Annotated in this window: 7 protein-coding genes and 1 pseudogene; 3 read left to right on the forward strand and 5 right to left on the reverse strand. The window is 61.7% G+C overall.

Annotated features, from left to right (window positions below):
* Positions 1-33: 33 nt before the first annotated feature.
* The 3 genes and pseudogenes from APH28_RS09555 to APH28_RS09565 all read right to left on the reverse strand — a co-directional run.
* Positions 34-2457, reverse strand: a complete 2424-nt coding sequence (locus tag APH28_RS09555; RefSeq protein WP_060508771.1) for a TonB-dependent receptor — start codon at positions 2455-2457, stop codon at positions 34-36.
* Between the two features lie 128 nt (positions 2458-2585).
* Complete coding sequence (locus tag APH28_RS09560) at positions 2586-3461, reverse strand: FecR domain-containing protein (protein ID WP_256248973.1); 876 nt, start codon at positions 3459-3461, stop codon at positions 2586-2588.
* 4 nt (positions 3462-3465) lie between these two features.
* Positions 3466-3972, reverse strand: a pseudogene (locus APH28_RS09565) (RNA polymerase sigma factor); the annotation flags it as partial.
* Positions 3973-4107: 135 nt separating this feature from the next.
* Between APH28_RS09565 and APH28_RS09570 the strand changes: the two are divergent.
* Positions 4108-4596 (forward strand): LEA type 2 family protein, encoded by a 489-nt coding sequence (locus tag APH28_RS09570; RefSeq protein ID WP_060508775.1) that lies wholly within the window; start codon positions 4108-4110, stop codon positions 4594-4596.
* 9 nt (positions 4597-4605) lie between these two features.
* Here the strand turns inward: APH28_RS09570 and APH28_RS09575 are convergent, their stop codons facing one another.
* Positions 4606-4869 (reverse strand): hypothetical protein, encoded by a 264-nt coding sequence (locus APH28_RS09575; protein WP_060508777.1) that lies wholly within the window; start codon positions 4867-4869, stop codon positions 4606-4608.
* Positions 4870-4997: 128 nt separating this feature from the next.
* Between APH28_RS09575 and APH28_RS09580 the strand changes: the two genes are divergently transcribed.
* On the forward strand, positions 4998-5318 hold the full coding sequence (locus APH28_RS09580) for a YqjD family protein (RefSeq protein ID WP_060508779.1): 321 nt from the start codon (positions 4998-5000) through the stop codon (positions 5316-5318).
* 3 nt (positions 5319-5321) lie between these two features.
* Here the strand turns inward: APH28_RS09580 and APH28_RS09585 are convergent, their stop codons facing one another.
* Entirely contained in the window at positions 5322-5939 is a 618-nt protein-coding gene (locus APH28_RS09585; protein WP_060508781.1) for a tRNA-(ms[2]io[6]A)-hydroxylase, read from the reverse strand.
* Between the two features lie 155 nt (positions 5940-6094).
* On the opposite strand from APH28_RS09585, the gene APH28_RS09590 reads away from it, so the two are divergent.
* A complete protein-coding gene (locus tag APH28_RS09590) occupies positions 6095-6958 on the forward strand; it encodes a universal stress protein (protein ID WP_060508784.1) in 864 nt (287 codons plus the stop codon).
* Positions 6959-6974 lie beyond the last annotated feature (16 nt).

Consider the following 6974-nt stretch of genomic DNA (forward strand, 5'->3'; position numbering starts at 1 on the left):
CGCCCGCGAAGAGGCCGGTTCAGACAACAACAATCAGTACGCCATGCTCCAGGTCAGGGTGTAAGTACGGCCCCGGCCTTGGTAGTCATACAGGTAGGCCGGGCCATAAGTCGGCGAATAGAACAGCGTCGCCCGCTGCCCCCACACGGTGCTGTACTGCTTGTCCAGCAGGTTCTGGATCCCCGCACTGAAGGTGCCGAAGCCGGTGTCCTGGCTGCCCAGCAGGTCGAAGGTGGTGTAGCCGTCGATCTCATGGTCGGCATCGTCCTTCAGGCTGAAGGCATGGTTGGCCTGTAGCCGCGCACTGCGACCATCGCCTTTCCAGCCAACGAACGCGGTGGCCTTGGACAGTGAGGCATAGCGCGCATCACGCTTGATCCAGTCGCCGTCGGCGTCTTCTTCCTCGGAACGGGTCAGGTGCACGGTACCGCCCGCTTCCCAGCCTGTCTGGAAGTGCCGGGTCAGCGCGCCCTCGAAGCCGAAGTCACGGCTCTTCTGGTCTTCGACGTTGATCGTCAGGGTTTGCGAGTCGACGTTGATGATTTTGTCCGACCAGATGTAGTACAGCGCTGCCTGCGCGTCCCAATCCAGATCGGCATAGCGCCAGCCCAGCTCCACCTGGCGGCTCTTGATACCGGCCAGCGGGTTATCCGCCACGCTCAGGCCAGGCTTGCCGTAGTACTTGGCCGGATCCGGCAGGTCGAAGCCTTCGCCATAGTTGGTCCATACCTGGTGGCCGTTCTTGAAGTCGTAGATGGCGCCGACGTTGTACAGGTTGACCTCGTAGTCATTGCTGCCACCGGGCACGCCCTTGAAATCGCTGACATCCACGTCCATCTGCTGGCGCCGGGCACCGCCGGACAGCGTCAGGTTGTCGGTGGCGTGCCAGTCGAGCTGGGCGTAGACCGAAATGCCATCGACCCGATAGCTGGGGTAGCGCGCCGCTTTGCTCTCACGCTCCAGGTCCAGCCCGCCGCTCTGGGATGATGTCAGGGCATTGAAGGTGGTCTGGTCAGCATTGAAGCGTTCGCGATCCAGGTCTACACCGTAGGTCAGCTTGAGCGTGTCCCACTGCTTGGCGAACAGCCCCTTGAGGCTGGTGACCTCGAAGTTCTGCTGCGAGGCAGCGAAGTAAACGCCGCGCGAGCCGGTCGGCGTGGCACGGTTGTAGTACGGGAACGGGTAGAAGTTGTCGTCTTCCTTGCGGTACGAGGCCTGCAGGTAGAAGTCCTGGCCCAGCACGTCGGTGTGGTGGTAGTTGGCGTTGAGCAGCAGGCGCCGGGTACGGGGCTCCAGATCGGAGGAATAGCCGCTGCGCAGTTCGGCGTCTTCCAGGTCGGAGGGGGCGTTGTAGTTCAAGTTGGGAAAGTAGATACCGGTGCTGCCATGGTTGCCGGAATCGTAGTATTGGGCCAGCAGGTCGAGGCTCTGTTCATCGGTGAGTTTCAGGCCCAGGGTGCCCAGCACATCAACCGTGCGGTTGTATTGCAGGTCGGTCTGGGTGTTGTCGATGAAGATCTGATCGCCGGCGCCATCGTAGAAGGCTTCATTCTGCTCGCCAGAAATCCCCAGACGCCCGCTGACCCGGTCGTTGCCGCCACTGATCGACTGGGAGAAGCGGGTGGCCAGGTCGTCACTGTTGTTGAAGCCACTGCTGGCGCCGAGCTGGGTCTCGAAGCGGGCCGGGCCTGGCTCGCCCTTCTTGGTGACGATGTTGATGATGCCGCCAGTAGCGCCGCCGCCGTAGATGGCGCTGGCGCCGGACAGTACCTCGACGCGTTCGACGTTGAACGGTGAGATGCTGTCGAACTGGCGCGACAGTCCGCGCGAACTGTTCTGGCTGACACCGTCGATCATCACCAGCACATTGCGCCCACGCATGTTCTGGCCATAGTTGGTACGCCCTTCGGGCGCCAGGTCCAGGCCTGGCACCAGCTTGCCGATGGCTTCCTTGAGGCTGACACCGCTGTCGATCTGTTCACGCAGCTGCTGTTGGTCCACCACCCACACCGTACCGGGGATTTCGCTGATCGCCGTGCTGGTACGCGAAGCAACGCTGACTTCGATGGGCTTGAGGTTGACCGCCTGCAGTGCAGGCTCGGCCTTGCGCAGGGTGATGGTACGGGCATCGTTGAATTGCCAGGCCATGTCACTACCGGCCAGCAGCAATTGCAGCGCCTGTTCGATGCTGTAGCTGCCTTGCAGGGCCGGGCCGCTCAGCCCAGCCACATCCCCCGTGGTATACAGCAGGTGCAGGCCGGCCTGATCGGCAAATGCCGTCAAGGCCTGGTCCAGGGGTTGTGCCGGCAAGTCCAGTTGAACCTGGCGGGCCTGCACCTGTGCTTGCACGTCGGTGACGGCCCATACCTGCAAAGGCCCGGCGAGCATGGCCAGGGCGCTGCAGGAGATCAAGGCATGGTGTAGGGGACCGCCGCGACGGTGGGTGGGCTTGGGCAATAGAGGCACGAATGAGCTTCCAGACAAGTCGTGATTGAGAATGGGTTGCTGATCAGTCCCACTACGACGACCTGGCTTGCACGAACTTGCAGTGCCAAATGAAAAAAATTTAGATTATTTTTACAAACTCAGTGCACCACGGCCAGCCACGGCAGATAGGTGACCTTAAGGCCGTAGCGCTGCTCCAGGGTGCGCAGCAGGGCCTGCGGCTCGTTCAAGTCGAACACACCGCTGACCTCGAGAGCCGAGAGTTTGCGGTCGGACAGCAGGATGCGGCCATGCTGATAACGCTCAAGCTCGGCCAGTACCTGCCCCAGCGGTTTGCCATTGAAGATCAGCTTGCCGCGCTGCCAGGCCGTCTGCGCGCTGGCATCCGCTGCAATGGTCAGGCGGTGGCCACCGACCTGCGCGTCGCCTTTGGCCAGCACCACATGGCCGTCACGGCGCACGCTGAAGGTTGCCGCACTGCCCTGCACGGGCTCACCGGCGGTTTCGACCACGAAGGGCCGTGGATCATCGGCAGCTTCGAACAGTGCCTCACCCGCCTGCAGCGTCACCCTGCGCTCGCTGGCGCTGAAGGCCACATTGAGGGCGCTGCCGCTGTTGAGTACAACCCGCGAACCGTCCGCCAGGGAAATACTCTGCTGTTCGCCAATGCCCGTTTGATAGTCTGCCAGCCATACCGGCATCTGTTGCCAACCACTGTAGCCTGCCGCCAGCAGCACCAGGGATGCAGCGATGCCCGTTGCCCAGTGGCGCCTGCTGCGGCGCACCGGCACCGCCTCGAACACTTGGGCAGTCGGCGTGTGGCCAAGGTCCTGCCAGAGCGCTTCAGCCTCACCCGCCGCCTCGGCATGCGCCGGGCTCAGCTGGCACCAGCGCTGGTAACGTGCCCGGTCGCTTGCGCTGGCATTGCCCGAGTGCAACAGCACCTGCCAGTCGAGGGCATCGTCGGACAAGTCGCTGATCGGCTGGGGAACGTGCATGGTCGAGGTATCAGTCATGGTTGTGCTTGAGCCAGTCGCGGCAATGGCGCAGGGCCTGGCCGATGTATTTTGCCACCATGCTCTCGGAAACGCCCAGCCGTTGTGCGATCTGCGCTTGGGTCAGGCCTTCGACCCGATTGAGCAGCAGCGCCTGTCGAGCATTGCTGGACAACTGCAGCAGGGCTTCGTCGAGTATCTGCAGCCGCTCGCGGGCCAGCAAGGTCGCCTCCGGTGCCGGCGCCGGGCAGGCCACCTCCGCTGCTCCGTCGCTGCCCTCATGGCTGGCGGCGATTCGCTGTTCACGGCGCAGCGCATCGATAGCCAGGTTGCCGGCCACGCGGAAGATGAAACTGCGCGCATGCAGCACCGGCACCGCCTGCTCGTCGATCTTGACCAGCTTGAGGTAAGTCTCCTGGGCCACGTCGGCGGCACGCTGACGGTCGCTCATGCGCCGAGTGAGAAACTGCAGCAGGTCGTCGTAGTGCTCCTGGAAACTTGCCAGCAGACCGGACACGGGAGACGTCAGCATTGACTATAAACACTGCCAGTAGGAGGAATTATCGGGCGTTAATGAGAAACAGTATCTTTCATAAGCCCTGATACTTTCAACGCTGGCGTGCATTTGCCACACTGCAGGCACTACTCTTCGGCAAGGACCTCACCCATGGCTGCCCGTTTGCGCCGCTCCTTTCGTCTGCTGCTGGTCTTGGTAATGGCCGGCGGGCTCAACGCCTGCGCGCTGTTCCAGCCCAGCGACCCGATCAATATCAGCGTTATCGGCATCGAACCGCTGCCAGGGCAGGAACTGGAAATGCGCATGGCGGTGAAGATGAGGGTGCTGAACCCCAACGAGTCGGCCATCGACTACAAGGGCATTGCGCTGAACCTGGAGGTCAACGGCCAGCCACTGGCCGCTGGGGTCAGTGACCAGCAAGGGCACATCGGCCGTTACGACGAAGCGGTGATTGTGGTGCCAGTAAGCATCACGGCGTTCGCCTTCCTGCGCCAGGCCTATGGCCTGGGCAAGCTCGATGCGCTGCAAGGGATGCCCTACAAACTGCGTGGCAAGCTGGCTGGCGGGCCCTTTGGCACCGTGCGCTTCAGCGACGAGGGCAAGCTCGACCTGCCCAAGCAGGGCAGCCTGTATTGGTGAGGAAGCAAATCAGCGATTGGCGCTGGCCGCAGCCATCATCTTGTTGACCTCGCTGCGGACCATGCTGGCGTACTCCGGCGGCGACATGCCGTCCAGTTCCGCGCGCACCCATTCGGCCCACTTGCCTTTGCGCCGTGATTTTTCGGAGATCAGCCGGGCGGCTTCGCCCTTGGCCTTACCCAGGTTGTTCTTCCACATCTCGAACAGCCGGGCCTTTTCCGCCTCGATCTGCGCCCGTTCCTCGAAGCTCATGTTGGCCAGATTGAAACTCATGAAGGTACCTGCCTGTTGAAAATGGCCGCTATCTTACACTGTGGCGTTGCATCGTCGGCAAAGCCGTCGCAACTTTCCCGGCGCGCTGACATCCATTGTACAAACCACCCATCGACGAGGACGTGTTCATGGCCCGAAAAACCGCCGCACTGGCCGACAGTGATCAGATCAAAGACCAAGTGTTCAGTGAACTGCAGGCATTGATCGAAGAGTCGGAAAAGCTGCTCAGTCAAAGCGCCGCGCTGGTTGGCGAAGAAGCCGAGACCTTACGTGCGCAGGTAAGCCTGAAACTGCGCCAGGCACGTGAGGCCGCCGGCCAGGTGCGCGCCAAGGCGCAACCGGTGGTCGACGCCACCCAGGACTATATCGGTGGCCATCCATGGCAGACGGTGGCGGTATCCGCGGGCTTCGGCCTGGTGATCGGGTTACTGCTGGGGCGCCGCAACTGAATGTCAGGCCGCCTGCACCATCGGGATGCCGCTGTGGAAACGCAGCTCCTGGTCCGGTGACTGGATCAGTTCGGCTTCAGCTTCACGCACCAGGGTGACGCGGCGGGTGATGTCCGCCTCGTCACCGTATTGGTGGGCCAGTTTCAGGTAGCCCTGATAGTGACGTGCCTCGCTTTTCAGCAGGCCGTGATAGAAGGTGCCAAGCTCTTCATCGAGGTGTGGCACCAAGGCCGCAAAGCGCTCGCAGCTGCGGGCTTCGATAAATGCCCCCACTACCAGCGTATCCACCAGTTTCACCGGTTCATGAGACCGCACCAGGCGACGTAGACCCGAGGCATAGCGCCCCGCCGACACCGGCCGCAGCGGCACGCCACGACGTTTCATCAGGCGCAGTACCTGCTCGTGATGTACCAGCTCTTCACGGGCCAGGCGCGACATCATGTTGATCAGGTCCAGGTGGGTGTTGTACTTGGCGATCAGGCTGAGGGCGGTGCTGGCTGCCTTGAACTCGCAGTTCTTGTGATCGATCAGCAGGGTTTCCTGGTCGGCGAGTGCCGCCTCGATCCAGGCATCTGGGGTCGGGCAGCCGAGGAAGGCATCAATTTCTGGGATCAGCGACATAAGCGAACACAACCACACTGGACAGGCAAGACCGGCGATTATACCGACGGTGGCCGGTAGCACCAGTGACTATGCTTGATGTAAATCAAGCGGCGACAAGGGAGGCGCCGACTATAGTCAGGCATTGGTCGCAACCTTTGAAGGGAGTTTACGCCATGCAAGCCGTGCGCAGCATTCTCGTCGTCCTTGACCCTGAACATGCCCACAGCCGTGCACTGACGCGGGCCAAGCTGATTGCCAGCGTGACCGGTGCCCGCCTGCACCTGCTGATGTGTGACAAGAAACATGACCACAGTGCGTTGCTCAGCTTGCTTAGCAGCCGATTGCATGATGATGGCTTTGACAATGTCAGCCATGAACAGAACTGGCACGAGAGCTTGCACGAATCGATCATCGCTGTGCAGCAGGCCGAAGGTTGCGAGCTGGTGATCAAGGAGCACCGGCCCGATAACCCGCTGAAAAAGGCTCTGCTGACGCCTACTGACTGGAAGCTGCTGCGCCAGTGCCCTTGTGCGGTTTTGATGGTCAAGAGCGAACGCGTTTGGGCCGGTGGCGTGATCCTTGCGGCGGTGGATGTGGGTAACCATGACGAAGACCACCGTCGGCTGCATGCCAGCATCATCGACCATGGCTATGCCATTGCCGGATTGGCCAAAGGCGATCTGCACGTGGTCAGCGCGCACCCCTCCCCCATGCTGTCAGCGTCTGACCCGGTGTACCAGCTGAGCGAGACCATCGAAAAACGCTACCGGGAAGCTTGCAGCGCGTTCCAGGCCGAATTCGATATCAGCGAAGAGCAGCTGCATGTCGCAGAGGGGCCGGCAGATGTGCTGATCCCGCATTTCGAGAAACAGCTCGATGCCGTGGTCACGGTCATAGGTACGGTCGCCCGCACTGGGATTTCCGGCGCCCTGATCGGCAATACCTCAGAAGTTGTGCTCGATTCATTGGAAGGCGATGTGCTGGTGCTCAAGAGCGAAGAAGCGACGGCGCACTTGGCTGAACTGGCCCGGGGCTGAAGATTTTCTGGTTCAG

Source organism: Pseudomonas sp. NBRC 111124, assembly GCF_001320245.1.
GTDB lineage: Bacteria > Pseudomonadota > Gammaproteobacteria > Pseudomonadales > Pseudomonadaceae > Aquipseudomonas.